Source organism: Paraburkholderia fungorum, assembly GCF_046027605.1.
Taxonomy (GTDB): domain Bacteria; phylum Pseudomonadota; class Gammaproteobacteria; order Burkholderiales; family Burkholderiaceae; genus Paraburkholderia; species Paraburkholderia fungorum_F.
In genome coordinates this window covers 273,609-300,213 of record NZ_JAQQEF010000005.1, presented here as the reverse complement: position 1 = coordinate 300,213, position 26,605 = coordinate 273,609, and the positions used below count along the sequence as shown (strand labels likewise).

Annotated in this window: 21 protein-coding genes; 10 read left to right on the top strand and 11 right to left on the bottom strand. The window is 62.2% G+C overall.

Annotated features, from left to right (window positions below):
- Positions 1–113: 113 nt before the first annotated feature.
- Both PQR53_RS11785 and PQR53_RS11780 read left to right on the top strand, forming a co-directional pair.
- Positions 114–1,172: an L-tyrosine/L-tryptophan isonitrile synthase family protein gene (locus PQR53_RS11785; RefSeq protein WP_408453404.1), complete on the top strand. Its 1,059-nt coding sequence runs from the start codon at positions 114–116 to the stop codon at positions 1,170–1,172.
- Positions 1,169–2,062 (top strand): TauD/TfdA dioxygenase family protein, encoded by an 894-nt coding sequence (locus PQR53_RS11780; RefSeq protein ID WP_408453401.1) that lies wholly within the window; start codon positions 1,169–1,171, stop codon positions 2,060–2,062. The genes PQR53_RS11785 and PQR53_RS11780 overlap by 4 nt, the downstream gene beginning before the upstream one ends.
- 196 nt (positions 2,063–2,258) lie before the next feature.
- Here the strand turns inward: PQR53_RS11780 and PQR53_RS11775 are convergent, their stop codons facing one another.
- From PQR53_RS11775 to zwf, 4 genes are all read right to left on the bottom strand, one after another.
- Complete coding sequence (locus PQR53_RS11775; RefSeq protein WP_408453399.1) at positions 2,259–3,197, bottom strand: LysR family transcriptional regulator; 939 nt, start codon at positions 3,195–3,197, stop codon at positions 2,259–2,261.
- 533 nt (positions 3,198–3,730) lie between these two features.
- On the bottom strand, positions 3,731–5,647 hold the full coding sequence (locus tag PQR53_RS11770) for a bifunctional transcriptional regulator/glucokinase (protein WP_408453396.1): 1,917 nt from the start codon (positions 5,645–5,647) through the stop codon (positions 3,731–3,733).
- Positions 5,625–6,392, bottom strand: coding sequence for a 6-phosphogluconolactonase (gene pgl, locus PQR53_RS11765; RefSeq protein ID WP_408453393.1), 768 nt, complete (start codon positions 6,390–6,392; stop codon positions 5,625–5,627). The genes PQR53_RS11770 and pgl overlap by 23 nt, the downstream gene beginning before the upstream one ends.
- Before the next feature lie 203 nt (positions 6,393–6,595).
- Entirely contained in the window at positions 6,596–8,059 is a 1,464-nt protein-coding gene (gene zwf, locus PQR53_RS11760; protein ID WP_408453390.1) for a glucose-6-phosphate dehydrogenase, read from the bottom strand.
- A 534-nt stretch (positions 8,060–8,593) separates the two neighbouring features.
- On the opposite strand from zwf, the gene PQR53_RS11755 reads away from it, so the two are divergent.
- The 4 genes from PQR53_RS11755 (at position 8,594) to PQR53_RS11740 (ending at position 13,122) form a co-directional block, all read left to right on the top strand.
- On the top strand, positions 8,594–9,841 hold the full coding sequence (locus PQR53_RS11755) for an ABC transporter substrate-binding protein (protein ID WP_179736746.1): 1,248 nt from the start codon (positions 8,594–8,596) through the stop codon (positions 9,839–9,841).
- Between the two features lie 194 nt (positions 9,842–10,035).
- Positions 10,036–10,977 carry a carbohydrate ABC transporter permease gene (locus PQR53_RS11750; protein WP_408453387.1) on the top strand — a complete coding sequence of 314 codons (942 nt, stop codon included), beginning with the start codon at positions 10,036–10,038 and terminating at the stop codon, positions 10,975–10,977.
- Complete coding sequence (locus PQR53_RS11745; RefSeq protein ID WP_408337747.1) at positions 10,967–11,824, top strand: carbohydrate ABC transporter permease; 858 nt, start codon at positions 10,967–10,969, stop codon at positions 11,822–11,824. Before PQR53_RS11750 ends, PQR53_RS11745 begins: the two co-directional genes overlap by 11 nt.
- Before the next feature lie 182 nt (positions 11,825–12,006).
- Complete coding sequence (locus PQR53_RS11740; protein WP_408453384.1) at positions 12,007–13,122, top strand: ABC transporter ATP-binding protein; 1,116 nt, start codon at positions 12,007–12,009, stop codon at positions 13,120–13,122.
- Positions 13,123–13,255: 133 nt separating this feature from the next.
- On the opposite strand, the gene PQR53_RS11735 is transcribed toward PQR53_RS11740, so the two are convergent.
- The 5 genes from PQR53_RS11735 to trxB form a co-directional block, all read right to left on the bottom strand.
- Positions 13,256–14,173, bottom strand: a complete 918-nt coding sequence (locus PQR53_RS11735) for a LysR family transcriptional regulator (protein WP_408453381.1) — start codon at positions 14,171–14,173, stop codon at positions 13,256–13,258.
- Positions 14,174–14,349: 176 nt separating this feature from the next.
- The gene (locus tag PQR53_RS11730; RefSeq protein ID WP_408453378.1) at positions 14,350–15,009 is read right to left on the bottom strand and encodes a glutathione S-transferase family protein; all 660 of its coding nucleotides are present in this window, start codon (positions 15,007–15,009) and stop codon (positions 14,350–14,352) included.
- 121 nt (positions 15,010–15,130) lie between these two features.
- The gene (locus PQR53_RS11725; protein WP_408453579.1) at positions 15,131–15,751 is read right to left on the bottom strand and encodes a trimeric intracellular cation channel family protein; all 621 of its coding nucleotides are present in this window, start codon (positions 15,749–15,751) and stop codon (positions 15,131–15,133) included.
- A gap of 13 nt (positions 15,752–15,764) precedes the next feature.
- Positions 15,765–16,526 (bottom strand): Smr/MutS family protein, encoded by a 762-nt coding sequence (locus PQR53_RS11720; RefSeq protein WP_408453375.1) that lies wholly within the window; start codon positions 16,524–16,526, stop codon positions 15,765–15,767.
- Positions 16,527–16,774: 248 nt separating this feature from the next.
- Positions 16,775–17,776, bottom strand: coding sequence for a thioredoxin-disulfide reductase (trxB, locus tag PQR53_RS11715; RefSeq protein WP_408453372.1), 1,002 nt, complete (start codon positions 17,774–17,776; stop codon positions 16,775–16,777).
- Positions 17,777–18,112: 336 nt separating this feature from the next.
- Between trxB and PQR53_RS11710 the strand changes: the two genes are divergently transcribed.
- Positions 18,113–20,428: a DNA translocase FtsK gene (locus PQR53_RS11710; protein ID WP_408453369.1), complete on the top strand. Its 2,316-nt coding sequence runs from the start codon at positions 18,113–18,115 to the stop codon at positions 20,426–20,428.
- A 234-nt stretch (positions 20,429–20,662) separates the two neighbouring features.
- Entirely contained in the window at positions 20,663–21,391 is a 729-nt protein-coding gene (gene lolA / locus PQR53_RS11705) for an outer membrane lipoprotein chaperone LolA (RefSeq protein ID WP_408453366.1), read from the top strand.
- A gap of 132 nt (positions 21,392–21,523) precedes the next feature.
- Here the strand turns inward: lolA and PQR53_RS11700 are convergent, their stop codons facing one another.
- The gene (locus tag PQR53_RS11700) at positions 21,524–22,444 is read right to left on the bottom strand and encodes a LysR family transcriptional regulator (RefSeq protein WP_408453363.1); all 921 of its coding nucleotides are present in this window, start codon (positions 22,442–22,444) and stop codon (positions 21,524–21,526) included.
- 170 nt (positions 22,445–22,614) lie between these two features.
- Between PQR53_RS11700 and speB the strand changes: the two genes are divergently transcribed.
- Positions 22,615–23,604: an agmatinase gene (gene speB, locus PQR53_RS11695; protein WP_408453360.1), complete on the top strand. Its 990-nt coding sequence runs from the start codon at positions 22,615–22,617 to the stop codon at positions 23,602–23,604.
- Positions 23,605–23,732: 128 nt separating this feature from the next.
- Here speB and cytX read toward each other — a convergent pair whose 3' ends face one another.
- Complete coding sequence (cytX, locus tag PQR53_RS11690) at positions 23,733–25,049, bottom strand: putative hydroxymethylpyrimidine transporter CytX (RefSeq protein ID WP_408453357.1); 1,317 nt, start codon at positions 25,047–25,049, stop codon at positions 23,733–23,735.
- Between the two features lie 225 nt (positions 25,050–25,274).
- Between cytX and PQR53_RS11685 the strand changes: the two genes are divergently transcribed.
- Complete coding sequence (locus PQR53_RS11685) at positions 25,275–26,588, top strand: replication-associated recombination protein A (protein WP_408453354.1); 1,314 nt, start codon at positions 25,275–25,277, stop codon at positions 26,586–26,588.
- The last annotated feature ends 17 nt before the right edge of the window (positions 26,589–26,605 follow it).

Genomic DNA, 26,605 nt, shown 5'->3' with positions numbered 1-26,605 from the left:
CGCATCCTCCCAGGTTCTCCGAACAATCTTTTCAACAAATCCCCATTTATCCCTCACCACGCAAAGAATAAATTCACCTCACACAGAATCGATTACCCCAACGAAGTCGAAAAATGCTCCCCGATCGAAATCGAAAAACCTCCCTCGCCATTTTCGAAGAGCTGACCCGAATCCACCGCCATCACCTGGGACAAAGAGCTGCACCCAACATTCACTGCGACAACGAAATACTCGCCGCAATCCAACTCCCCAAAATTCACACCTTCGTCGAAGCAGACAAGCCGATCGAATTCGTACTACCCGCATTCCCAGCGAAATCCCCCAACCCCGCCAAAGTACTAGGCCGCCTCCCCGATATGGCGGAAGAACTCTCACTATCGTTCCTCAACACGTTTTGCCAGCGCATTCAGCGACATCACCCGCCAGGCGCAAAACTAAAAATCTGTTCGGACGGCCGCGTCTTTAGCGATCTGATCCAGGTCGCCGATCACGACATCAGCGCTTACCAGAGCGCGCTGCAACACATCATCGCCAAAAACCGCGCCGATCATCTCAACCTCTACAACCTGGAAGATTTCAGCCCGCACGCCTCCCGCGCCAGGAACTTCAAAGAAATACGCGAACGCCTGGTCGACGAATACGCCGACCCAATCGACACGATCAAACAGAAACTCATGAGCGATCAAGCCGGCACACTGCTCTATCGCGCCCTCACACGTTTCCTGTTCGAAGACGGTTTGACGCCCCACTATGGCGGCTCGCGAACCGCGTTACAAAAGGATTCCAAAACCCGCGCGCTCGGCGTGATTCAGCGCAGCTGGGCATGGGGCGCGCTCCTCGCCGACCGCTTTCCGGACGCGATTCGTCTGTCGATCCATCCGCAGCCGGCAACCAGTTTAAAGATTGGTGTCCATCTGATGCCGACGCTCGACAACTGGCTAACGCCGTGGCACGGCGTCGCAGTCGAGCGCGGCGGACAGTTCACCCTGATGAAACGCCGCGACGCCGAGCGGTTAGGCTGCCGCATCGTGATGCGCGACCAACAGCCGAGTCACTACGCAATCGAACCCGCGCAACCGGCCAAGCGCCCCGCCTGCCCTGATATCGTCGACGAACACGCTTCGGCATGGACCTGCGCGACGGCATCCCCGATCAAGTCGGAGTTGTCATGAACGACCTCTTTCCGCAACGCTACGTGACACTCGAACCGTTGGTCGGCGACACCGGCGACGCCTGCTCGTTCGGCATACTGGTGAAATCGCGTCGCCCGACTCTTCACGTCGGCGAACTACCGGTCGAATGGTTGCGCGCGCTACTACACAGTCATCAACTGATCATATTGCGCGGTTTCGACAGTTTCGACGACGCAGAGAGCTTGACCCGTTATTGCGCGACGTTCGGGAGAATCATGATGTGGCCGTTCGGTGCAGTGCTCGAACTCGTCGAGCACGCTGATCCCAAAGACCATATCTTCGCGAGCAGCTATGTGCCCTTGCATTGGGACGGAATGTACCTGGAAACCGTGCCGGAGTACCAGTTGTTTCATTGCGTCCAGGCACCGGGTGAAACGCAAGGCGGCCGTACCACTTTTTCAAGCACCACCGAAGCGTTGCGGATCGCGACGCCGTCGGCTCTCGCGCTCTGGCACCGTGCCGGTGGCATCTATCAGCGAACCGTCGAACTCTACAGCGCCACGGTGACCGCGCCCATCGTCTGCCAGCATCCACGCCGCGCGTTCCCCGTGCTGCGGTTCTGCGAACCCCCGGTCGACGGCGACAGTACCTTCATCAATCCATCAAGCTACACGTTCGACGGCATTGGCGAAGACGAGCGCAAAGCGCTGCTCGCCAGTCTGCGCCACGCGCTCTACGATCCGCGCGCGCACTACGCCCATCGCTGGCAAAACGGCGACGTCGTGCTCACCGATAACTTCACCTTGCTGCACGGACGCGAAGCCTTCGTCAGCCGCAGCGCCCGGCATCTGCGCCGCGTTCATATCCACAGCGAGCCGCCGCTGCATAATCCGCATCTAGCGAAAACGCCTGGTCACGCGACGATCTGAGCCCTTCTTCCACGGAGCAAAAACCATGGCGTTGATGACCGGAGACGTTTGCGGCGACCGCCTGCGTGACGGCCGCAACAATCTATCCTGTGGTCCTGCGCTTGCCTCCCGAGGCGAGGCATTCAGCGGGTATGGCTTCGGCAGCGGCCACATGCCACTGTGGTTCAGGCCGGCGACGGCAGGTGGACGTGAGCCGCTAGGTCGCGAGAACGCAGAGGGCCACTTGCTTGCGGCTCAAATCGGCGAGATACATTTGCACTGCACCGAGGAATAACCGCTCCCGGATCGACGCATGGCGCGCGGCGGTACGGAACGCGTAGATACCGCCTGCGGGCGTTGTCCAGGCGGGTAGGAGGCGGCACAGGCGTCCTTCGTGCAAATCGTCGGCGATCAGGTAATCGGGGAGCACGCTGACGCCGGCGCCGGCCAGGACCATTTGATGGGCGAGCAGGACGTTTTGGACTTTGAGGCGTCCGCTGGTGGGAATGCGGACTGATTGCCCGTTGCTGATGAAGAGCGAATAGCCTGAATTAGCGAGGCCGCTGTGCACGATCCAATGCGCGCTGGGCAGATCATCGGGATGTCGGGGCGCGGCGTATTTGCGCGCATAGTCGGGCGACGCGACGAGGATTTGCTCGGAGGAGCCGAGCATTTTCATGCGAAAGCCTTTCCTTTTGGGCCATCCGGTTTCGAAGGCCAGATCGATGCGTTGCCCGATCAAATCGACGTTCTCGTCGTTGCAGACGATTTCGATATCGATGTGCGGATGCCGATCGACGAACGTCGCGACGACAACGCTCAGAAGCGCGGTGGACAATCCACTGGGCGCCGCGACGCGCAGCAGCCCTGTCGATTCGTGACGCAGTTGCCGAATGCTACCGATGGTTTCATGAAGCCGGGAGAAGAATTCCTGGGCGGCGAGATAGAGGGTGCGCCCGGCATCGGTGGGGGCGATTTTGCGGGTGCTTCGCAGGACGAGTTGGGTATCGATTTCCGCTTCGAGCCGGCTGAGGTATTCGCTCGCTAGCGATTTCGAAATACACAGACATTCCGCGGCCGCGGTAAAACTGCCTTTTTCGACAACGGCCATAAAGACGCGAAGGTAATTCAAATTCCTGATTCCGCCCTTGGTCATCACTCACCTCGGCAACGCCAATAGATTAGAAATCCCGACGAACCTACGTAATGAATCGACACCTGGACCGCGTAACCGTTGCACGCGGTGCCGCCGCAATTTGTCGCAGGACGAATCCACCGAGGGAAAACAAAGGCGTACCACGCCGCAGACCCTCAGCGAAGGCTGAACGAACAACGGAGGACAGCCGTGAACATAACGGCCCAGTGAGGGCGGTACCGCGCAAAAAACCAGCTAGGTTGAGCAAACCGCTCCGACGAGCGCGGAGCGCGAGGCGGGAAGAATGACGGCTTTGTCACTCAGGCCGAATGTGCGGGAACACCGATTCCAGATGTGCCACTACCGCGACTGTGCGAGGGACCCGCTTATGAGCTGGCGGTGTGAGCCGCTTTCTTTTGCCTACTTTTCTTTGCGGCAGGCAAAGAAAAGTAGGTGCCTGCCCCGCACAGGGGCGACGCTAATAAACCACAAACACAACAAGTAAAGGCCAACGCCATAAAACCACAGACCCCAAACACCTCTCCGGGAATGCCCTAATCCCGCGCCGAAGAAGCGGCCCCATGACTCAACCAGTCAAGCACCGCAGTAGCATCATCATCCGCCCCTTGCCGCGCCTTAGCGACCGTCTCAGCCACATCCGCGCTGGGCACAGCGCGCCGAATCGCCACCCCAACGGCAAGAATATCAATCATGACCAGATGCAAAATCCGCGAAATCATTGACAACTGCGACTCGCGAATCTCAATGTGATCGGTCTCCAAAGCCACAGTAGCGCGCTTAGCCAAAGGCGTATTGCTCGACGTAATAGCAATCACCTTAGCCCCCGCCTGCATCGCGACATCCAGCACCCGCAGCAACTCAGGCGCACGCCCCGACTTGGACACGGCAACGATCACATCACCCTTGCCAAGCAACGCAGCGGAAGCCGCCTGCATATACAGATCGCCATAGGCAATAGTCGGAATGCCAAACCGGAAAAACTTGTAATGCGCATCCTGCGCGACAATGTTCGAATTGCCGAGCCCGTAAAACTCGATCCGCCGCGCGCCGTTCAACAGATCGATCGCCTGCTCGACCTGGTCGAAATTCAAATGCTCGCGCAACTGCAAAATCGCCGACACGGTGTTGTCCAGCACCTTCGCGCCGAAGTCCGTCGCGGTATCGCCCAGGTGCACCTGGCTATGACTCACCGGAATCGTGCCGGTCAAACCCGTCGCCAGCTTCAACTTGAAATCCGACAAACCCTGGCAGCCAAGCGAACGGCAAAAGCGGATCACTGTCGGCTGACTCACGTCGGCCTTGCGCGCGATATCCACAATCGGATCGTTGATGATCGAACGCGGATGATTCAACGCGAGATCGGCCACGCGACGCTCGGCCGGCGTCAGCGCATCGCGCATCTGGCGAATCCGCTCGAACACGGCCGATGAACTGCCGCCCGCGCGGTTCGACAACTGCTCGGCGAGAATCGCGGAAACCCCCAGAAACGCCGGGTATTCCGCGGTAATCACGTAGGTCGGCACGCTCTGCAAATACGCCTCGAAGCGGCCCTTCGCCTCGAACCGTTTGCGAAACGACGAACGCGCGAAGAATTCACCGAGCCGCGGCACGACGCCGCCGCCAATATAGATGCCGCCCAATGCGCCGAGCGTCACCGCGATATTGCCGGCGAAGGTGCCGAGAATTCCGCAGAACACATCGACGGATTCGGCGGCGAGCGGCTCGCCTTCCATCGCGCGCTTGACGATCTCGATCGTGTCGACGTTCGCCGCCACACGCTTCTTGTCACGGCCCGCCAGCGCGCGGTAAATCACTTCGATACCAGGGCCCGCGGCCACGCGTTCGAACGAGACGTGCGACCACTTCTTGCGCGCGTATTGCAACACGATGTCTTCGCGTTCGTCAGACGGCGCGAACGTTGCGTGGCCGCCTTCGCTGCCGAGCGCGATCCAGCGGTCGTCGGCCGGGATCAAGCCGGACACGCCCATGCCGGTGCCTGGGCCGAGCAGGCCGATCACGCTGTTCGGACGACGCGCGCCCCCGCCCACTTGCACGCGCTGGGCATCGGTCAGACCGGGCAGCGCCATCGCCAGCGCGGTAAAGTCGTTCACGACGAGCAGCGTGTCGAAGCCGAGCGCGCGCCGCGTGGCTTCGATCGAAAAGCTCCAGTCGTGATTGGTCATGCTCACCTGATCGCCGTCGACCGGATTCGCAATCGCAATTGCCGCATGATTCACGCGGCCGATCTTGGTGTCCTTCAGGTACTTCTTGATGACTTCGGCAACGCCCGGATAGTCGGCGCACGGGTAGACCTGCACCGAGGCGATCTCGCCCGGGCTGTATTCGAGCGCGAAGCGCGCATTGGTGCCGCCGATGTCGGCGAGCAGCCTCGGTCCGTCGGCGTGCTGGCCCGCGCCCGGAACAGTCTTACTTTGCACACCAGTAGACATCGAGTCTTACTCCCTTGTCGTTTGCCAACTGCGAGATGGCATTTTTTTGTAGCGAAGCGGCGGCGGCATTCAGCACGTCCATCTTTCGCGGTCCCGCGATCAGCAAAAACAGCTGCTTCACTTCTTTCAATGCGGACAGCGACCAGCTCACGCGTGCATGCGGCGCGCTGCCTGGATGCACGGCCACGAAGCGCTCAGTCGTGGTGATCGCGTGGTCCCATTCCGGCGCATCCGCGAAAATCGACGCGGTGTGGCCGTCTTCGCCCATGCCGAGAATCGCGACGTCCGGCACCACGCTAAAGCGTGGATCCGCATTCAGCGCGGCAACGTGCGCGTTCAGTTCTTGCGTGGTGTCGACCAGCGGCCAGAACGCGGCGTGCTTCGCGGCATTCTGCAACAGCGTGTCGTGCACGAGTTGCGAATTGCTCGCGCTGTCCGTTTCCGGTACCCAGCGGTCGTCGACCAGCGTCACGGCAATGCGCGCCCAGTCGAAGGATTGCGTGGACAAGGTCTGCAGGAACGGACGCGGACTGGTGCCGCCGGACACTGCAAGCATTGCCGGGCGCGCGCCAGTATCTGGCGTGCCGGTAGCGGACGTGCCGGTAGCGGACGTGCCGGTAGCGGACATGCCGGTAACGGACGCGGCCGCCTGTGCGGCGAGCGACGCATGTAACGCGTCGCCAACCGCTTTCGCCAACGCGTCGGATTGGGCGCGTTGATCGTCGAAAGCGTGAAGCTCGATCACTTCTCCTCCGTGCTGCTTTCTTGTTAGATCTGCGGAACGTGCCGTACTGCTCTCACGCGATGCCTGCAAGCGGGGATGACTTGCAGGCGCCTTCGTGATACCGGCGCCATTCCGTTCAGTTCGTCGGTGGGCCTTACAGGCGCCGTGCCGTGCTTCGATCGGGATCGTGATCGGGCACGGTATGGCGCCGTGGTTCAGTTACTTCAATTCTCTTCTTCGAGCCAGCAGGTGTCGTGCTGCGCCAGCATCGCGCTCGCCGCGGCGGGTCCCCACGTGCCCGCGGCATACGGTTTGGGTGGCTTGTTCGACACCGCCCATTCGTTGAGGATCGGCTCGACCCAACGCCATGCCGCTTCCTGCTCATCGCGCCGCACAAAGAGCGCGAGCCGGCCGTTGATGACGTCGAGCAACAGACGCTGATACGCTTCCATCTGCCCTTCGCGGAAGAACCGGTCGAACGCGAGGTCGAGGTGGACGCTGGCAAGGTTCATCCCTTCGCCCGGCTGCTTCGCGAGACAGTAGAGGCGAATGGTTTCGTTCGGCTGCAAGCGGATCACGAGACGGTTCGCACCGCCACGCAGCGCGGATGCGCCGAGCGCCGAATGCGGCACAGCACGAAAATTCACCACGATCTCAGCCACACGATCCGCGAGGCGCTTGCCGGTGCGCAGGAAGAACGGCACGCCTGCCCAGCGCCAATTTTCGATTTCCACCTTCACGGCGACAAAGGTTTCAGTCGTGCTGTCCGGCTTCACGCCAGGCTCGGTAGCATACGCCGGCACCGCGCTGCCGCGAATCACGCCCGCATGATACTGGCCGCGCACCGCGACCTTGCCGATGTCGCGCGGATCGATCGGCTTCAACGCGCGCAGCACGCGCAGTTTTTCGTCACGTACCGAATCGGAGTCCATCGAATGCGGCGGCTCCATCGCGACGATGGAAAGCAGTTGCAGCAGATGGTTCTGCACCATGTCGCGCAACGCGCCGGTGTTGTCATAGAAGTCGCCGCGCGCTTCGACACCGAGCTCTTCCGCAATCGTGATCTGAATGCTTTCCACCCATTCACGGCGCCACAACGGTTCGAACAGCACATTGCCGAAACGCAACGCGAGCAGGTTCTGCACCGGTTCCTTACCCAGGTAGTGGTCGATCCGGTAGATCTGTTCTTCGGCGAAGATTTCGCCGACTGCATCATTAATTGCGTTGGACGACTTGAGGTCGTAGCCGAGCGGCTTTTCCAGCACGATGCGCGAATTTTCGTTGAGGCCCACTGAAGCCAGCGCGCGGCAGATCGGCACGAACAGCGACGGACCCGTGGCCAGATAGAACACCCGGATGCCGGGCCGGCCGCTCAGGGCATCGCGCAGCAGCGTGAAGTCTTCGGGGTTGCCGAGGTCGATCTTCACGAACTCGATACGCTCGAGGAAGCTCGCCCATGCTGTTTCATCCACACCGTTCTTCGACACGTGCGGCTTGACGTGCTCATTGACCCACTCAAGGTAGGCAGCCCGATCGGCCACATGCCGCGCCACCGCGACGATCTTGCCACTCTCGGCCAGCATGCCGCCTGCACGGTGCGCTTCATACAGTGCAGGCAGGATCTTGCGCATCGACAGATCGCCGGTTCCGCCGAAGAGCACGAAGGTGAAACTTGAATCGGTTTGCATGAGTCTCCGTCGATATCCTGAGAGCCGCCGTGGTGACCGAAAAAGGGCGACCGTAGTCCGATAAAATATTTTTTGACACTGAATTGTAGTTTAACTACAATCCAAATCAAGAGGTAGCGCTAATTCGATGAAAAAAGCGTGCGCTGTGGGGCTAGATGCACGTTTTCCCGAATCGGCAGGCGTCCCCTGCATGTTAACGGACATTGCGTGCGAGCACGTGCCAGCATGCCATCGGTGGACCTTACGGAAAGCTGGAGGGCTGAGCTGGTGTCAGGGTTAACGTGTGAGGCACCTCGAGTCTGCCGCGCGCGACGCGGGCAGGCAAAAATCAAAAGAGGAGACAGTCAGTTGCATCCCGAACCACTCATCTCTTGAGCTTCCAGCGGCCGGACATCGGTCCGCCGGCACATGCCTCGACGCATGCGCCCGACCGTGCTCGATCGCCCAGTGTTTTGCCTGTTTGAACCAACCACAGCACCCTGGCGACATCAGGGGCCATTTGTTTTTTGTTCAGGTGTCTGGAGGAGATAAGCAATGAAATTTCGCGCGATCATGGGCGCTTTGTGCGCCGCGGGTCTGATGTGTGGCGTCTCGGCTGTGCAAGCCGCCGAGTCGGTCGAAGTGTTGCACTGGTGGACTTCGGGCGGTGAATCGAAAGCCGTCGGCGTCCTCAAGGACGACATGACGAAGCAGGGTTACACGTGGAAGGACTTCGCGGTTGCTGGCGGCGCAGGTGCGGCTGCCATGACGGCACTCAAGACGCAGGTGATCTCGGGCAACGCGCCGAGCGCTGCGCAGATCAAGGGTCCGCTGATCCAGGACTGGGCTTCGCAAGGTGTGCTGGTACCGATCGACTCCGTCGCGGGGGACTGGAAGAAGAACCTGCCGCCGGAAATCGACAAGATCATGCACGCAGACGGTCACTACGTGGCCGCGCCGTTCTCGGTGCACCGCGTGAACTGGCTGTACATCAACAAGGCAGCGCTGGACAAGGCGGGCGGCAAGGCGCCGACCACGTGGCCTGAGTTCTTCGCCGTGGCCGACAAGATGAAGGCCGCCGGCATCCAGCCGATCGCGATGGGCGGCCAGCCGTGGCAAGACCTGACGCTGTGGGAAGACGTCGTGCTGTCGCAAGGCGCGGGCTTCTACAAGAAGGCGCTGGTTGATCTCGACGAGAAGACGCTGACGTCGGACCAGATGGTCGGCGTGTTCGACACGGTCCGCAAGATCCAGGGTTACTTCGACGCGGGCCGCACGGGCCGTGACTGGAACCTGGCAACGGCAATGGTCATCAACGGCAAGGCCGGCATGCAGTTCATGGGCGACTGGGCGAAGGGCGAATTCGCCAACGCCGGCAAGAAGTCGGGCACGGACTACGTCTGCGCCGCCGTGCCGGGCACCGAAAAGGCCTACACGTTCAACGTCGACTCGTTCGTGTTCTTCCAGCAGAAGGGCCAGAAGACCGCGACGCCGGGTCAATTGGCACTCGCCAAGACGATCATGACGCCGGACTTCCAGGAACAGTTCAGCCTGAACAAGGGCTCGATCCCGGTTCGTCTGGGCGTGTCGATGGCCAAGTTCGACGACTGCGCGAAGAAGTCGTACGCGGATGAACAGGTGGCGATCAAGTCGGGCGGCTACGTGCCTTCGCTGGCACACGGCATGGCGCAACCGGATGCTGCAGCCGGTGCGATCTCGGACGTGGTCACGAAGTTCATGAACTCGCAGCAGGATTCGAAGAGCGCGGTTGCAGCGCTCGCGAAGGCAGCGAAGACCAAGTAAGTGGTGTAAGCGAAGTGGCGCACCAGGTGGTCCCCTCGTGGGCGCCGGGTGCGCGCTTCTAATTGCTTGCAGCAGGTGCGTTACTTAGGGTGAGCGTTCGGCCCTGGTTTCATCGAGTCACACCTGTGCCGCTCCGGCCTCGCGGTTGCCATGCGTGAGCGCCCCGGCGGTACAGTTTCAGCAGGAGTCGAGTAGTGACTGCTTCTATCAGCGGAAACGGGAAAACCACGGCTTCCGTGACCCGCCGCACGTCGCCGATGGCGGCCCTTGCCGATCGTTGGATTCCGAAGCTGGTGCTCGCACCCAGCGTCGTGATCAGCCTGATCTTCGTGTATGGCTTCATCGGCATCACCGGCTTTCTGTCGCTGTCGAATTCGCGACTGATGCCACGTTATGAATTTGTCGGTCTCGATCGTTATCGAGAGCTGTTCGATAACGATGTGTTCTGGACCTCGGCCGCCAATCTCGGCTGGTTCGGGATTCCGTTCATTGGTATCTGTATCGGCCTCGGTCTGTTCCTCGCGATTCTGCTGGATCAGCAGATCCGCAACGAAGGCGCGCTGCGCGCCGTGTTCCTGTACCCGATGGCGCTGTCGTTCATCGTGACGGGTACGGCGTGGCAGTGGATCATGACGCCGAGCGTCGGCCTCGAGAAGGTGTTCCACGACTGGGGCTGGACGAGCTTCTCGTTCAGCTGGCTCGGCGACCCCGACAAGGCGATTTTCTGCGTCGTGATCGCGGCGGTGTGGCAATCCACCGGCTTCGTGATGGCGCTGTTTCTCGCGGGCCTGCGCGGTGTCGACGGTGAAATTTTCAAGGCCGCGCAGATGGACGGCGCCGGCTTGCCCACCATCTATCGCAAGATCGTGATTCCGAGCATGCGCCCGGTGTTCTTCTCCGTGTTGCTGATTCTCTGCCACATCACGATCAAGACCTTCGACCTGGTCGTCGCGTTGACGGCGGGCGGTCCGGGTACGTCTTCGTCATTGCCGGCTATTTTCATGTACACGTTTTCGTTCAATCGCGGGCAGCTGGGCGTCGGCGCGGCATCGTCGATGATGATGCTCGCTACCGTTGTGGCCGTGCTCGTGCCGCTGATGTATCTGGAATCGAGGAGCACCCGCAATGCAGCCTAAGATGACGATCAGCCGTGCCGTCATTTATGCGGCCTTGATTCTGTTCGCCCTGTATTTCCTGTTCCCGCTGTACGTGATGCTGTCCACGTCGTTCAAGGACATCGATCAGCTGCGCACCGGCAACCTGCTCACGCCGCCCACTCACTGGACCATCGACCCGTGGATCAAGGCATGGAGCGGTGCATGTACGGGCGTGCGTTGCGATGGCATGCAGCCGTTCTTCATGAACTCGGTGCGGATGGTGATTCCGGCTGTGCTGATTTCGTCGATCATCGGCGCGTTCAACGGTTATGTGCTTACGCACTGGCGGTTCCGCGGCGCGGATCCGATCTTCACGATGATCCTGGTCGGCTGTTTCATTCCGTTCCAGGCGATCCTGCTGCCGATGGCGCGCTTCGAAGGTTTTCTCGGCCTGTCGAACACGACCACCGGTCTGGTGGTGGTGCACGTGATCTACGGTATCGCCTTCACCACGATGTTCTTCCGCAACTTCTACGTGAGCATTCCGGCTGAACTCGTGAAGGCCGCGCGGATCGACGGCGCGGGTTTCTTCACGATCTTCACGAAGATTCTGATGCCGGTGTCGCTGCCGATTTTCATGGTGTGCCTGATCTGGCAATTCACGCAGATCTGGAATGACTTCCTGTTCGGGATTGTGTTCTCCGGTGTCGATTCGATGCCGATCACGGTGGCGCTGAACAACCTCGTGAACACCTCGACCGGCGTGAAGGAATACAACGTGGACATGGCCGGCGCGATCATCGCCGCCCTGCCGACCTTGCTCGTCTACATCATCGCCGGACGCTATTTCGTGCGCGGCCTGACGGCGGGCGCAGTCAAGGGATAAACCATCCGAGCGCGGTGGCGTCTTTTGCGTGAACGCATAAAGCGCCGCCGTCACCCGACAAGATGCTCCTGAGAAAACGCCGGGCCGCCCCAAGTTTTCTCAGCCCCCCTCGGGGGGCCTGGCACGAAGTGCCAGGTTTGGGGGCGCTTTCAAGCAGTACCAGAGACAAGAGGATTCACAGCATGGCAAGCCTTTCCATCCGTGACGTGTACAAGACCTACCCGAACGGGGTGCCGGTTCTGAAGGGTGTCAACATCGACATCGAAGATGGCCAGTTCCTGATTCTCGTCGGCGGCTCGGGCTGCGGGAAATCGACGCTGCTCAATATGATCGCCGGCCTCGAAACCGTGACCAAGGGCGAGATCCAGATCGACGGCAAGACGGTGAACAACCTGTCGCCGAAAGATCGCGACATTGCGATGGTGTTCCAGTCGTATGCGCTGTATCCGTCCATGACGGTACGCGAGAACATCTCGTTCGGCCTCGGGATCCGCAAGGTACCGAAGCAGGAGCAGGCGCAGATCGTCGACCGCGTGTCGAACACGCTGCAGATCACGCATCTGCTGGACCGCAAGCCGGGTCAACTCTCCGGCGGTCAGCGTCAGCGTGTGGCCATGGGCCGTGCGCTCGCGCGCGATCCGGTGATGTTCCTGTTCGACGAACCGCTGTCGAACCTCGACGCGAAGCTGCGCATCGAAATGCGTTCGGAAATCAAGCTGCTGCATCAGCGCCTCGGCACGACGATCGTCTACGTGACGCACGATCAGATCGAAGCGATGACGCTTGGCGACCGCATCGCGGTGATGAAAGACGGCATCGTCCAGCAGTTCGGCGCACCGCAAGACATCTACGACTCGCCGGCGAATCTGTTCGTGGCCGGCTTCATCGGCGCGCCGCCGATGAACTTCATCCAGGGCAAGCTGGTGGAGCAGGGTTCGGGCGTCGGCATCGAACTGGACACGGGCGTGGCGCGCGCTGTGCTGAACCTGCCGTTCGACTCCGCGAAGGTGAAGTCGCACGTGGGGAGTGAAGTGATTCTGGGCCTGCGCCCCGAGCGGATTACCGACGCGCGCGGCGCGCATGGCGACAACGCGAAGCTGCAACCGATCGAAGTCAAGGTCGACGTGATCGAGCCGACCGGACCGGACACGCTGGTGTTCGCGCAGGTCAACGGCAAGCGCATTGTGAGCCGTGTGCACCCGGCGTCCAATCCGCAGCCGCTGACGAATACGACGCTGCTGTTCGATGCGTCGAAGGCGGTGTTGTTCGATCCGTCGAATGAAGAGCGGATTGCCTGACCCTGTGGCTTTGCGCTGAGCTGTTCGAGATGAGAAAGCCCCATGCGTTGTGAGACGCATGGGGCTTTTATCATTGGCTTATGGGCAGTTTGTTTGCAACGGACCCGGCACTCGGCGCCCCTGCGGCAAGACGTCAAGCGTCCGCGATACGCAGATCGGGATTGTTGCGCGCCAGTTCGGTCACCCACTCGGTGAAGGCACGTAGCCGTGAACTCAGATTGCGGCGATGGGCGTACAGGATCGACAGCGGCGTGCTCGGGCTCGTATACTTGGTGAGGATTTCCCTGAGCGCGCCTTGTGCGATCAGATCGGCAACCATGAAGCGCGACGGCTGGATGATGCCGTGCCCGAGCGCGGCCGCGCCGATGTAGACGCTGCCGTCGTTCACTGCGAGCACGCTCTTCAGCGTGACCTTGACGATCTCGTCGCCCACCTCGTACTCGAACGGAAAGGTCTTGCCGCTGCGCGCGGAAACGTAGTTGACCGCGCGATGCTCGCCGAGCTCGTCGAGTGTGGTCGGCGTGCCGTGTTTCTCCAGATAGGCGGGCGACGCGCAGGTCACGATCCGCGCCTGGCCGATGTGTCGCGCGACCAGACTCGATTCTTCCGGCGTACCCATGCGGATCACGCAATCCACGCCGTCCTGGATCAGATCGATATTGCGATCCGCGAGGCCAAGCCGCACATCGATCTCCGGGTATTGCCGGTAGAAATCGTCGAGCGCGGGAAGCAGCAGCGCACGGGCGAGCGTGCCTGAGGTATCGACGCGAATCGTGCCGCTCGGGTTTTCGCGCTTGTTCGACAGCGACGATTCGGCATCGGTGACTTCGGCGAGAATGCGCACGCAGCGCTCGTAGAACAGCGCGCCGTCTTCGGTGACGCTGACCTGCCGCGTCGAACGGTTCAGGAGCCGCACGCCGACATGTTCTTCCAGAGCCTGAATGGTGCGGCTGACTTTGGCGCGGGGCAGGTCGAGCGATTCGGATACTTTGGTGAAGCTGTTCGCTTCAACCACACGCGTAAATATCTCCATCGCTTCGAAACGGTCCATGTTTTTGCCTTATGAATGATGGGCGGAAGTAGGTATCGAATTGAAGTGTATAGGTTGGAAATAATGTTGTGGCAAAGAGGGCCGCAGCGCCCGCGGAGCGGGCGCCTCAGCTTGCTCGCGCGTCGGCCCGCTCTTGCCTTCTTGTGTCTCGGGGCGCCGGGTTTGTCGCGTTGGGTTCAATCCCGGTCGGGCGCGCCAAGCGGGAACAGCGGGCGATACGGGCGTGCCTCGTCGACCGCGCGTGCGAACGACGGCCGGGCCAGCAGCCGCTTGCGATAGGCGAGCACGTGTGGAAACGCCGCGCCGATGCGATGCGTCCAGTCGGCATAGAACAGGAATGGCGCGGCGCCGCAATCCGCGAGGCTGAACGTATCGCCGGCCGCCCATTCGCGCTCGGCCATGACCTTGTCGAGCCAGCCGTAGGCGGTGTCGAGCATGGCGCGGGCTTCTGCCACGGCTTGCGGATCACGCTCCGGCTCGGGCCGCACGCTGTCGTACACGATCTTTTGCTGCGGCGTGGAGATGTAGTTGTCGAAGAAGCGATCCATGCTGCGTACTTCCAGCGCGGCGCGGGCATCGGCGGGCAGGAGCGGGACGGGGCCAGGATGATACAAGCCGAGATATTCGATGATGATGCTCGCCTCCATCACGGTGCGGCTCCCGTCGACCAGCACGGGAAAACGCTGGATCGGCCAGAGCGCGGCGAACTCGGCCATGATCTGCGGGTCGTCGTACGCCAGCAGGCGCAGTTCGAACGGCGTGCCGTTTTCGTACAGTGCGGTCAGGGCCTTCTGGCAGTAGGAAGAGAAGGGGTGGGCGTAGAGCTTCAAGGGCATCGTGGTCACCTGTGGCGGTTGCTAGAAGCGCCGTAGCGCAATGACGGCCGCGGGGACCGTTAACCTCACGACGAACGGAGGCTGAAGAAATCGACAGCCGGGAAAATTTTAGAAACGAAGCTCAATGAGGCAGCCGGACATCGAACCTGAACGTCGCCAGTCTCGCGAGCAGGATGAAAGCGGTGGCGATCAATACGCTATAAACCGTATCGACGTTCATGTAGTCCAGCAGCACGTACAGCCAACACCCTACAAAAGCACACGTCGCGTAGGGCCGGGAATCGCGCAGGATCAGCGGCACCTCGTTGCACAATACGTCGCGAATCACGCCGCCGAATACGCCCGCCAACACCCCCATCATCACCGACGTGAACCACGGCATCTGCGCGTCGTGTGCGATTGAGGTGCCTGAGATGCTGAACAAGCCCAGCCCGATCGCGTCGGCCACCAGCAAGACGCGCTCGGAGAGCAGGCGGGACGTCATCTTTAGCAGCGTCGGTGCGAACAACGACATTACGAAGATCGCGATCAGATAAGCCTGATGTTCGACCCAGTAGAAGGGCCGCCGCTCGAGCAGCACGTCGCGCAACGTACCGCCGCCGAAGGCCGTCGCGATTCCCACGAGGAAGGTGCCCACGGCATCGAGCCGCCGGGTCCTCGCTTCGATAAAGCCGGAAATCGCGTACGCGAAAATGGCCAGCGCCTCCATGATGGTCAGCGCCAGTGTCAGCCTCGGATGGATCACCGGGGCTCCGTCAGGATCTGGCGTGAGCCGGCAGTGCGCCCGGCTGCAACAGCACGACCACCGCACCCGCGCCGCCGTCATGCGGACGCGCCTGACAAAACGCGATTACCTCGGACTTCTGCACGAGCCATGCGCGTACTTTGCCCTTCAGTACCGGTTCTTTGCCGATCGACCCCAGGCCCTTACCGTGAATCACGCGCAAACACCGCAGGCCGCGCTTCACCGCTTCACGAATGAACTCGGCCAGCGCCTCGCGTGCTTCCTCGCGACGCATGCCGTGCAGATCGATTTGCGCCTGCACGATCCAGTCGCCGCGGCGCAGTTTTCGCACGACCTCCTGACTCACGCCGGGCCGGCAATAGGAGAGCGTTTCGTCGGTCTGGAGCAGAATCTCGGGATCGAACTCGTCGGAGATTGCTTCGTGCAACACGGCTTCTTCGTCGAGTCTGGTTTGCACGGGGAGGGGAGGCGGCGGATTGCGCGGCAAGCTCGCGCGCGGCGGGACCGCCAGCGGCGCAACGGCGCCGATCTCGCTGCGAAACAGATCGGCGTCGGCCGATGCTTCGCGCTGCGCGACGGCTGCCGCCACACGTTTGCGCTCACGCCGTTGCGCGTCGCCCTTCAACGCATCGCGCAGCGCGCCGAGGCCGGCCAGACCGGCAGCGGCCTCGATCTTCGGTTTGACGACCGGAGCGGCCGCCTCCTCCGGCGCGGGCCTGGCAACGGCACGGGCGCGCTTCGGATCGCTAGGGTGGGGCTGATTCTTCGGCATATCGGTAATACACGCAGAAAAGTAGATCGATCGCGTGACGCTTCTTGGGGCATCGGTATATGCCGCAGAGCGTCGCCACGAAGCGCCGGCGAGACGATGCGAAAAGGCGCCAATGCGACGCAAAGCGCAACGCAAAAACGCGCTTCAATAAGCAAAAAAGCCGTCGGCTTCTCAGCCGCGGCCTTCTATCAAGCAAGCGGCCGGGCCATGCCCAGCCGCCATTTTACCGTTGCGCCTTGCGTTGCCGCTTAACGATCGGCTTCCTGGCTCATTGCATGTTCGCCGGCCATCTCGTTGATGGTTTCCAGGTACCGTTGCGCGTCGAGCGCGGCCATACAGCCCGTGCCCGCGCTGGTGATCGCCTGACGATAAATGTGGTCTTGCACGTCTCCCGCCGCAAACACGCCCGGCACGCTGGTCGCCGTCGCAAAGCCATTCAGGCCGCCCTTGGTGATGATGTAGCCATTCTTCATCTCCAGTTGGCCTGCAAAAATCTCCGTGTTCGGCAAGTGGCCGATCGCGACGAAGATGCCTTGCAGCGCGATGTCCGTGGTTGCGCCGGTTTGCGTGTTCTTGATGCGCATACCGGTCACGCCGGATTGATCCCCGGTTACTTCGTCGAGCGTGCTGTTCCACTTGATCTCGACCAGGCCTTCCTTTTCCTTCGCCAGCAGACGGTCGATCAGGATCGGCTCGGCGCGGAATTTTTCGCGGCGATGGATCACCGTCACTTTTTTGGCGATGCCGGAAAGATAGAGGGCTTCCTCGACCGCGGTATTGCCGCCGCCGATCACGGCCACATGTTGTTGCTTGTAGAAGAACCCGTCGCAGGTGGCGCAGGCCGACACGCCCCTGCCCATGAATTTCTGTTCGGAGTCAAGTTTCAGGTATTGAGCCGATGCGCCGGTCGCGATGATCAGCGAGTCGCAGGTATATTCGCCCGAGTCGCCGATCAGGCGGATCGGCTTCTCATCCAGCTTGGCCGTGTGGATGTGGTCGAAAATGATTTCGGTGTTGAAGCGCTCGGCGTGGTCCAGAAAGCGCTGCATCAGTTCGGGGCCTTGCACGCCATTCGCGTCTGCAGGCCAGTTTTCGACGTCGGTGGTGGTCGTCAGCTGGCCGCCCTGGGCGAGACCCGTGATGAGGACCGGCGACAGGTTGGCGCGTGCCGCGTAGACCGCTGCCGTGTAGCCGGCGGGACCGGAGCCGAGAATCAGAACTTTGGCGTGTTTCGTGGAAGTTGCGGGCATGATCGAAATCCTTTTACGGCGCCCGGCTCGCCCATGCGAGGCCGCGCGACTTGAGCTGTAACTATAGATGGGTATCAGAGCGGCATTATAAAGGGCGGCACGCCGGCCTGCTCCATGAAGCTTTCCGATCGTGGCGATAGCGTCGCCGTGGGGCTCGGGAGCCTTTCGCGAGGCCAATTGGCTAAGTTACCGTCATTTACAGCCTCGCGTCCGACACTGCGTTTACAATAGGCCGCATCGCTGGACCCGGCAGCCGGGGCCAGGTCTGGAGCCGCCCTAGGCGCGGCTTCGGGCCGCGACTCTGGCAGCGAATCGGCCACACAAGCAACAGGATCAATGGCAAAAGCTCCCTATTCCGCGAGCGCGCAGGCATTGCCGCACCGCATGTCGCGCCTTTTCACCGAAATCCGCTGGATCTTGCAGGTCGCGCTCGGCGTGTTCCTGCTCATGGCGCTCGTCAGCTACAGCCGGCACGATCCGAGCTGGACGCACGCCGCGCAGGTCGACCACATCGCCAACTGGGCGGGCCGGGTCGGCGCGTGGACGTCTGACATCCTGCTGCTGCTGTTCGGCTTGTCCGCCTACTGGTGGATCGTGCTGCTCGGCCGTCATATCTCCGCCAATTACCGCCGTATCACCCGTCACGAGGAACCGCAGGAAGACGCGCCGCGCGATATCAGCTGGCTCGCGGACGCGTTCGCGTTCATGCTGGTGTTGCTTGCCTGCGACGGTATCGAGGCGCTGCGCATGTGGTCGCTCAAAGTGCAACTGCCGCGCGCGCCGGGCGGCGTGATCGGCGAAGCGGTCGCGCGCGGGGTGTCACATGCGCTGGGTTTCACGGGCGGCACGTTGGCGCTGCTGATCGTGCTCGGCATCGGTTTGTCGCTGTATTTCCGCTTTTCGTGGTTGTCGGTATCGGAACGGGTCGGTGAATCGATCATTTCGGCCGTGACTTTCGCCAAACTGCGCCGCGAGGCCGGCCGCGACCGTAAATTGGGCGAAGCCGCCGCCGTGAAGCGCGAAGGCAAGGTCGAAAAGGGCCGCGTGCGGATCGAGGAACACGAACCGGTCATGATCGTGCCGCCGGTCGTCACGCCGGCCAAATCGGAGCGCGTCGAGAAAGAACGGCAAGTGCCGTTGTTCACGGACCTGCCGGGCGACTCCACGTTGCCGCCGATCTCGCTGCTCGACGCGGCGCCGGCCGCGCAGGAAACCATTTCCGCCGATACGCTCGAATTCACCTCGCGTCTGATCGAGAAGAAGCTCAAGGACTTCGGCGTCGAAGTGAGCGTGGTCGCGGCCTATCCGGGCCCCGTCGTCACGCGTTACGAAATCGAGCCGGCCACTGGTGTGAAGGGCAGCCAGATCGTCGGTCTGGCGAAAGATCTCGCGCGTTCGCTGTCGCTGGTGTCGATTCGCGTGGTCGAAACGATTCCGGGCAAGAATTTCATGGCGCTGGAGTTGCCGAATCAGCGCCGCCAAACTGTGAGTCTCTCGGAGATTCTCGGCTCGGCGGTTTATGCGGACGCGGCTTCGCCGCTGACCATGGGCCTCGGCAAGGACATCGGCGGCAAGCCGGTGTGCGCCGATCTCGCGAAAATGCCGCACTTGCTGGTGGCCGGTACGACCGGTTCGGGCAAGTCGGTGGGGATCAACGCGATGATCCTGTCGCTGCTCTACAAGGCGAGCGCCGACCAGGTCCGGATGATCCTGATCGATCCGAAGATGCTCGAAATGAGCGTCTACGAAGGCATTCCGCATCTGCTGTGTCCGGTCGTGACGGACATGCGCCAGGCGGGGCATGCGCTTAATTGGGCGGTTGCCGAAATGGAGCGCCGCTACAAGCTGATGAGCAAGCTCGGCGTGCGTAACCTCGCCGGCTACAACAACAAGATCGACGAAGCCGCGAAGCGCGAAGAGAAGCTGCCGAATCCGTTCAGCCTGACGCCGGACGATCCGGAACCGCTGGCGCGTCTGCCGAACATCGTCGTCGTGATCGACGAACTCGCCGATCTGATGATGGTGGTCGGCAAGAAGGTCGAGGAGCTGATTGCGCGGATCGCGCAGAAAGCGCGCGCGGCCGGCATCCATCTGATTCTGGCCACGCAGCGTCCGTCGGTTGACGTGATCACTGGCCTGATCAAGGCCAACGTGCCGACGCGGATGGCGTTCCAGGTGTCGTCGAAGATCGACTCGCGCACGATTCTCGACCAGCAGGGCGCGGAATCGCTGCTCGGCATGGGCGACATGCTGTACCTGCCGCCGGGCAGCGGCTTGCCGGTGCGGGTGCACGGCGCGTTCGTGTCGGATGAGGAAGTGCACCGCGTCGTCGACAAGCTCAAGGAGCAGGGCGAGCCGAACTATATCGAGGGCATTCTCGAAGGCGGCGTGACGGGCGAGGGCGACGAAGGCTCCGCGGGCGCCGGGGGAACCGGCTCGGGCGATGGCGAGTCGGACCCGTTATACGACCAGGCGGTCGACGTGGTGCTGAAAAACCGCCGGGCGTCGATCTCGCTGGTGCAGCGGCATTTGCGCATCGGCTATAACCGCGCGGCGCGTTTGCTCGAGCAGATGGAGAACTCGGGCGTGGTGTCGGCGATGTCGTCGAACGGCAATCGCGAGATTCTTGCGCCGGCGCGGGAAGCGGAATAAGGCGCCACGCGGCGCTGGCGCCGCGGCGCGAAACGTGCGTGCTGGGAGCTGAGCCAAGACACGAAACGTCCCGCATAAGGCCCGTTTAAGGCTCGGCGCTTAAGCTGCTCATGAAGGCCACGGGCTCGCCCGCCGGCCACGCGGTTCAAACTAACCGCCACTGCCCCCGCAGTCGCCGTGTCGTTCGCCGGCCGTCGTGAGCGCTCAACACATTCAATCAAGGGAGAAAACACCATGCAGTTTTTCGCGCAGCAGCACGCTCGCCAGCGTGCTCAACCCCGCCGTTTCGGCCAACTCGCGCGCACGCTCGTCCGTGGCGTCGGCAGTGTGGTGATCGGCGCGTCGATGCTCGTCGCGTCGCAAGCATCCGCGAGCGGCACCGACCAACTGAAGGCGTTCGTCGCGCAAGTGCATTCCGCGCGCGGTACCTTCGTGCAGCAGGAAGTGCGCGCGCCGAGCAAGGCGCAAGGTGCGAGCGGTGTATTGTCCACGGCCGGCAAGACTGGCACGTCGAGCGGCACATTCACGTTCGCGCGTCCCGGCAAGTTCATCTGGCAGTACGAGAAGCCCTATGCACAACTGCTGCAAGCCGACGGCGACAAGCTCTACGTGTATGACAAGGATCTGAACCAGGTGACGGTGCGCACCCTCGGCGGCGCGCTCGGCGCGAGCCCGGCGGCGATCCTGTTCGGCAGCAACGACCTGGACAAGAACTTCACGCTGCGCGATGCGGGCGTGAAGGCCGGCATCGACTGGCTCGAACTGACGCCCAAGGCGAAAGACACACAGTTTCAGCGAGTCGGCATCGGCTTCAAGGATGGCAATCTTGAGGCGATGGAGCTGCATGACGTGTTCGGCAACGTGACGCTGCTAACGTTCTCGAACATTCAGAAGAACCCGCCGCTGCCGGCCGATGCATTCAAGTTCACGGTGCCGAAGGGCGCGGATGTGATCAATGGGTAGGCGCCGGCTTTGAGCTGTGCCTGACTGAAAGCCGCGCCATCGGGCGCGGCTTTTTTATTGCGCTTCGGCGGTATTCAACGAACCTCTCGCAAGCATCGCCGGAGGCAGCGTGAAGCACCATCCCGGTGTCCGCTATTCGTCTACCTCAGCGTGCGGGGCGGCGTGCGCGGCCTTCATGTCGTCGATGAACGCTTCGACGATATCCGTTCGATGCTGACGCGCCCGCGTAACCATATGGAACGCCACGCGATACCGCATCTGTGCCGGATTCAACGCGGCCAGCAAACCCTGTTTGACGAACGGCGCGGCGAAATGCCCGGGCAGATAGCCGAGATGCTGGCCCGACAGCACCAGCATCGCGACCGCTTCCATGTTGTCCGCGACGGCGGTGACGTTGTGCGGCGTGGTCGAGCTCTCCGCTTCAGGCAGCGGATAACTGCGCCACGCCCATTCGTGAGCCGCGGCTTCGGCGGGTGACACGTCTCCGGCTGAAGCGAACAGCGGATGCCCCTTCGCGCAATACGCGAACTGATCTTCGGCGAACACCTCGGTGTATTCGAGCGACGGCACGCGATGCCAGAAATAGCCGATGCCGATCTGAATCCGGCCATTCAGCAACAGCTCTTCCAGCTCGCCCGGCGAGCGCACCAGAATCGAAAAACGCACCGACTGATCGCGTGCCCGAAACCGGCCGATCGCGTCGCTGATCCGCGCGCTCGCCGATACCGGCGTGTGCCCGATCATGCCGATATCGAGCGTGCCGACCAGCTTGCGGCCGACATTGCGCGCCTGCATGCCGAAGGTATCGACGGCGGACAGCAGCGCGCGCGCTGCGTCAATGAATTGCTCGCCGCGCGCGGTCAGGCTGAAGCCGCCGCGGCCGCGTTCGCACAGCCGGTAGCCAAGGCGCGTTTCCAGCGTGGCGAGTTGTGTGCTGATGGTCGACTGGCCGACGTTCAGGGTGGCCTGGGCCGGCGAGACGCCGCCGGCGTCGACAATGGCGAGGAAGACGCGGATCAGCCGCAGGTCGAGATCGGTGAGTTGGGAGAACATACGGCAGGATACATCGCTACGAATCAATGTGAAGTTTATTCTGTTCGTATTTTAACTTGCTGGAAACTGCTCAAGAATCGAGATTCGCCCGGCAAGGTGCGCTTTTCTCGTGATGCCTCGGCCGGTTGCACGTATTTGCTTACTGCCCCTCTTTTCATTGCCGAGACACGATGAATACTTCCTCCTTCATTTCCCCCGACGCCGGTGAACGGCCGCAGCCGTTGTCCGGCAACGCCATGCCCCGTTGTGGCGGCATTGCGACGATGATGCGGTTGCCGAACGTCGGCTCGGCCGAAGGGTTCGACGCCTGCTTCGTCGGCGTGCCGTTCGATCTCGGCACCTCGAACCGCACCGGCGCGCGCTTCGGCCCGCGCCAGATCCGCAGCGAATCGGTGCTGCTGCGCCCGTACAACATGGCGACGCGCGCGGCGCCGTTCGATTCGCTGCGCGTGGCCGACCTTGGCGACGTCGCGATCAATCCATACAACCTGCACGATTCGATCAAACGCATCGAAACCGCCTACGACGAGATTCTCCAGCACGACTGCAAGCCGATCACGCTCGGCGGCGATCACACGATCGCGCTGCCGATCCTGCGCGCAATTCATCGCAAGCACGGCAAGGTTGGCCTGATTCACGTGGATGCGCACGCCGACGTCAACGACACGATGATGGGCGAGAAAATCGCGCACGGCACGCCATTCCGCCGCGCGGTGGAAGAGGGCCTGCTCGATTGCGACCGCGTCGTGCAGATCGGTCTGCGTGGCACGGGTTACGCGGCCGAAGATTTCGACTGGTGCCGCGATCAGGGCTTCGAAGTCGTGCAGGCCGAGGCGTGCTGGAACCAGTCGCTGGTGCCGCTGATGGCGCGCGTGCGTGAACGCATGGGCGATGGTCCGGTGTACATCACGTTCGACATCGACGGGATCGATCCGGCCTTTGCGCCGGGTACGGGCACACCGGAAATCGCCGGTTTGACGGTGCCGCAGGCGCTCGAAATCATTCGCGGCTCGCATGGATTAAACATCGTCGGCTGCGATCTGGTCGAGGTGGCGCCGCCGTACGATCCGTTCGGCACGACCGCGCTGCTCGGCGCGAATCTCGCGTTCGAATTGCTGTGCGTGTTGCCGGGCGTCGAGTATCGGACGTCAAAGCGGTGAAGTGGGGCTGGAACTGCGGGTGAACTGCGGGTTGAGCTGCGAGTTGAGCTGATTAAGGTTGATGACGCATGAAGAGAAAAGGCCTGCATTTGCAGGCCTTTTCCGTATCGCGGTGATGTTTGCTCCGCTTACGCGTACGCAGTCTTGCGAGTCGACACCAGCGCCAGATAACACACCGCACCAATCGCCAACGCGGGCAACGTCGCGCCCAGATTCGGCAGCCATTGATTGATCGCCTGATACGACACGATCCCGATTGCCCACGCGATAAACGCGCTCAGATGCCAGCCGCCTGAGAAGCCATAACGGCCGCGAACGTCGGCGAGCACGGCGGCTTCAATGCGACGCTTGCGCACGATGAAGTGATCCACCAGCACCACGCCGAACAGCGGCGCGAACACGGAGCCGATCAGTAGCAGGAAGTTCTGATACTTCGCCATCGGCACGAGCAAGGCGATCGCCGTGCACAGCGCACCGAATGCCGCCGACAACAACGGGACAGTGCCGCGCGTCCAGAACGTGCCGGTTGAAACCGCTGCCGAGTGGATATCCGCGAACGCGTTGTCGACCTCGTCGATCAGGATCAGCAGCAGGGCGAGGCCGCCGCCCGCTTGCGCCAGCGCACCGGTCAGGAGCGCGTCGCCACCGCCTGCCGCGAGACCATAGATCGCGCCGAGCGCGTAAAACCAGATGTTCGCAATGCCGTAACCCAGCAGCGTGCCGCGGAAGGTTTCGCCTGGGCGCCGGCCGAAGCGCGTGTAGTCGGCGATCAGCGGTAGCCATGACAGCGGCATCGCGACCACCAGATCGATCGCGCCGCCGAACGACATCTCGCCGGTTCCCGGGCGGCGCATCAGCGCGCTCAGATCGTGCTTGGCGAGCAGGTTCCACGAGAGCCACACGGCGCCGGCCAGCAGCAGCCAGATGCCCCACGTGCGCAGAAACCGGCGCACGAACGACAGCGGGCCGCTGATTGCCAGCAGTGTCGCGAGCAGGCCGAAGACGATCGTCCAGATCAGCGGCATCGAGAAACCGAAGGCCTGTTTGGCGAGCGCATCGGCGGAATCGCGCATCACGATTACCTCGAACGAGCCCCAGCCGACCAGTTGCACCGCATTCAGCACCGCCGGCACCGACGCGCCACGCACACCGAGCGTCGGGCGCAGCGACGACATCGCCGCGAGCCCCGTATCCGTGCCGATCACGCCGGCCAGCGCCAGCAATACGACACCGATCACGCTGCCGATCACGATCGCCAGCAAGGCATGCGGCAGCGACAGCCCCGGCACCAGCAGTGCGCCCGCCTGCGCGACCAGCAGGCCGATGCCGAGCGAAAACCAGAGCGCGAAAGCGTCGCCGGTGCGAAACGCGCGGCGCGCGTCGGGCACCGGCGTGAGCGGGGCGTAGGTGGAGCCGGCGTCGCCGGCGAGTGGGTCTTGTGCCATCTGGTCGTGTCCCTGTCGATGTTGCTTGCGATGTTATGTGATTTTTTCCAGGCCGGATCGGCGAGCGAGCGCACGTTGGCCGATTGGCCAGGGCGCGTTCAGGCGCGGTCACTGTCATAATGCGGGACGTTGCCCGCGCCGCCGTGCGCCGGCTTTGCCCGTCCGGCAGCACGCCGCCTTCACACGGACCGCGTCCGGAAAAGCCGAGATTATCCCCAAAACGTCATGTTTGAAGAACCCCGTGCCAATGTTCCGCTCGCCGAACGCCTGCGGCCCCGCAATATCGACGAAGTGATCGGTCAGAAGCACCTGCTTGGCCCGAACAAGCCGTTGCGGGTCGCCTTCGAATCTGGCGAAGCTCATTCGATGATCCTGTGGGGCCCGCCCGGCGTCGGCAAAACCACGCTTGCGCGGCTCATGGCCGACGCGTTTCACGCCGAGTTCATCGCGTTGTCCGCCGTGCTGTCGGGCGTGAAGGATATCCGCGAAGCGGTCGAGATGGCGCAAATTCATCGTGCCAACGGGCATCAGACGCTCGTGTTCGTCGACGAGGTACATCGCTTCAACAAAAGTCAGCAGGACGCGTTCTTACCGCACGTCGAGTCGGGGCTGTTCGTGTTCGTCGGCGCGACGACCGAGAATCCATCGTTCGAGGTGAATAGCGCGTTGCTCTCGCGAGCCGCCGTCTACGTGCTGAAAAGCCTCACCGACGAAGAGCAGCGCGAACTGCTCGATCGCGCGCAGCAAGAACTCGGCGGCCTCACGTTCACCGACGAAGCGCGCGACGCCCTGATCGGTTCCGCCGACGGCGACGGCCGCAAGCTGCTGAACAACCTCGAAATCGTCGCCCGCGCGGCTGCGCAGCAGAAGACGACCGAAATCGACGGCGCGTTGCTCGGCAGCGCGCTCGCCGAGAATCTGCGCCGTTTTGACAAAGGCGGCGACGCATTCTACGACCAGATCAGCGCGCTACATAAATCGGTGCGCGGCAGCAGCCCCGACGGCGCGCTGTACTGGTTCTGCCGCATGCTCGACGGCGGCGCCGACCCACGTTATCTCGCGCGGCGCATCGTGCGGATGGCATGGGAAGACATCGGCCTCGCCGACCCGCGCGCGGCCCGCATCGCGCTCGACGCCGCCGAAACCTACGAGCGCCTCGGCACGCCCGAAGGCGAACTGGCGCTGGCGCAGGCGATCATCTATCTGGCGGTCGCACCGAAGTCGAACGCGGGTTACAACGCGTACAACGAGGCACGCCGTTTCGTCAGCAAAGACCAGTCGCGCGGGGTGCCGGTGCATCTGCGTAACGCGCCGACCAAGCTGATGAAGGAACTTGGCTACGGTCATGAATACCGCTATGCGCACGACGAGCCCGATGCCTACGCGGCCGGCGAAACCTATCTCCCGGACAACATGCGTGATCCGCATTGGTACGAGCCGACGCCGCGCGGTCTCGAAGGCAAGATCGGCGACAAGATGGCGCGTCTGGCCGAGCTTGACGCGCAGTGGCGCAGCGAGAACAAGCCTAAAAAGGGCTGAGAGTCGTCGCTTGTGCT

Excerpts from the sequence above, each read along its gene's own strand:
- PQR53_RS11700 (WP_408453363.1), bottom strand. The coding sequence starts at position 22,444 with ATGTTCTCCCAACTCACCGATCTCGACCTGCGGCTGATCCGCGTCTTC.
- cytX (WP_408453357.1), bottom strand. The coding sequence starts at position 25,049 with ATGGCACAAGACCCACTCGCCGGCGACGCCGGCTCCACCTACGCCCCG.
- PQR53_RS11745 (WP_408337747.1), top strand. The coding sequence starts at position 10,967 with ATGCAGCCTAAGATGACGATCAGCCGTGCCGTCATTTATGCGGCCTTG.
- PQR53_RS11775 (WP_408453399.1), bottom strand. The coding sequence starts at position 3,197 with ATGACCAAGGGCGGAATCAGGAATTTGAATTACCTTCGCGTCTTTATG.
- PQR53_RS11780 (WP_408453401.1), top strand. The coding sequence starts at position 1,169 with ATGAACGACCTCTTTCCGCAACGCTACGTGACACTCGAACCGTTGGTC.
- zwf (WP_408453390.1), bottom strand. The coding sequence starts at position 8,059 with ATGCAAACCGATTCAAGTTTCACCTTCGTGCTCTTCGGCGGAACCGGC.
- PQR53_RS11755 (WP_179736746.1), top strand. The coding sequence starts at position 8,594 with ATGAAATTTCGCGCGATCATGGGCGCTTTGTGCGCCGCGGGTCTGATG.
- speB (WP_408453360.1), top strand. The coding sequence starts at position 22,615 with ATGAATACTTCCTCCTTCATTTCCCCCGACGCCGGTGAACGGCCGCAG.
- trxB (WP_408453372.1), bottom strand. The coding sequence starts at position 17,776 with ATGCCCGCAACTTCCACGAAACACGCCAAAGTTCTGATTCTCGGCTCC.
- PQR53_RS11770 (WP_408453396.1), bottom strand. The coding sequence starts at position 5,647 with ATGTCTACTGGTGTGCAAAGTAAGACTGTTCCGGGCGCGGGCCAGCAC.
- PQR53_RS11730 (WP_408453378.1), bottom strand. The coding sequence starts at position 15,009 with ATGCCCTTGAAGCTCTACGCCCACCCCTTCTCTTCCTACTGCCAGAAG.
- PQR53_RS11735 (WP_408453381.1), bottom strand. The coding sequence starts at position 14,173 with ATGGACCGTTTCGAAGCGATGGAGATATTTACGCGTGTGGTTGAAGCG.
- PQR53_RS11785 (WP_408453404.1), top strand. The coding sequence starts at position 114 with ATGCTCCCCGATCGAAATCGAAAAACCTCCCTCGCCATTTTCGAAGAG.
- PQR53_RS11710 (WP_408453369.1), top strand. The coding sequence starts at position 18,113 with ATGGCAAAAGCTCCCTATTCCGCGAGCGCGCAGGCATTGCCGCACCGC.
- lolA (WP_408453366.1), top strand. The coding sequence starts at position 20,663 with ATGCAGTTTTTCGCGCAGCAGCACGCTCGCCAGCGTGCTCAACCCCGC.
- PQR53_RS11720 (WP_408453375.1), bottom strand. The coding sequence starts at position 16,526 with ATGCCGAAGAATCAGCCCCACCCTAGCGATCCGAAGCGCGCCCGTGCC.
- PQR53_RS11685 (WP_408453354.1), top strand. The coding sequence starts at position 25,275 with ATGTTTGAAGAACCCCGTGCCAATGTTCCGCTCGCCGAACGCCTGCGG.
- PQR53_RS11740 (WP_408453384.1), top strand. The coding sequence starts at position 12,007 with ATGGCAAGCCTTTCCATCCGTGACGTGTACAAGACCTACCCGAACGGG.